Origin of the sequence: Rhodococcus sp. IEGM 1351 (assembly GCF_030056875.1) — a bacterium.
GTDB lineage: Bacteria > Actinomycetota > Actinomycetes > Mycobacteriales > Mycobacteriaceae > Rhodococcus_F > Rhodococcus_F opacus.
Map to the genome: position 1 here is coordinate 1 of NZ_JASHKU010000089.1, position 827 is coordinate 827.

At 63.5% G+C, this 827-nt stretch carries 1 protein-coding gene; it reads right to left on the reverse strand.

The features are described from left to right. Positions 1 to 129: 129 nt before the first annotated feature. On the reverse strand, positions 130 to 618 hold the full coding sequence (locus QM806_RS40880; protein WP_120659207.1) for a 2-isopropylmalate synthase: 489 nt from the start codon (positions 616 to 618) through the stop codon (positions 130 to 132). Between the last annotated feature and the right edge of the window lie 209 nt (positions 619 to 827).

Genomic DNA, 827 nt, shown 5'->3' on the forward strand with positions numbered 1-827 from the left:
AGAGCGCTTCCCTGACACGGAAGAGGTCACTGGTTCAATCCCAGTATCGCGCACCAGTTCACTTTCAACCGAACAGTTCACGACAGTGCGGCCCCGGTCATCGACCGGGGCCGCACTGTCGTTCCGGTGTCAGGCGGGCTGGAGCCGGTTGGCGCCGGAGATCATCGCGCGCAGAGTCGATTCCGTGTGGGATTCACCGATTCCCATCGCCCAGAGCCGGATGCCGTCGCGCTCGCAGAGCAGGAATGTCGCGGTTCGGTGCCCGATCTCGTGCTGATGAAAAGACAGGATCTCCATCGCACACCCCGCGTCGTACAGCATCGAGGTCATGGCGGCCACCGGGCCGGGCGCGCTCGCAGCGGTCTTGCGGATCGATTCGCCGATACCGAGTGTCGCTTCGAAATCCCACATTCCGGGGCCCGTCTTCGTTTCCGACCAACTGCCCAGACGGAACGGTCCGCTGGACGGCGCGTAGACGACCTCGAACGCGGACCACGCCATTCCGGCGGATTCGGTGCGGAGTTCCCGCGGCAGCGGCTTGCCGTGGCGCGCGGCGAAGGGGTCGGCGGCCGGTGTCGCCGAGGGAAAGGGTGAAGCGAAAGAAGGGTTGGTACTCATTCTCGTGGTCTTCCTGAAAGAAGGGAGGACCAACGCGTAGCTCAACGACCCGCAGCGAGGGGTCGGTCCGTATCAGACCCCGCTACGGCGGAGAACTACGAGAATGCGCTGCATGGATGACACTGTAAGCGACACCGTCCGCAGAGACAACCCCGCGCGTTGACTCACGAAAAATGCGCGCGTACACCTATTCGTTGCCTCATCGAGGA

What these genes read in the sequence shown, in the direction of transcription:
- QM806_RS40880 (WP_120659207.1), bottom strand. Translation starts at nt 618, where the DNA reads ATGAGTACCAACCCTTCTTTCGCTTCACCCTTTCCCTCGGCGACACCG.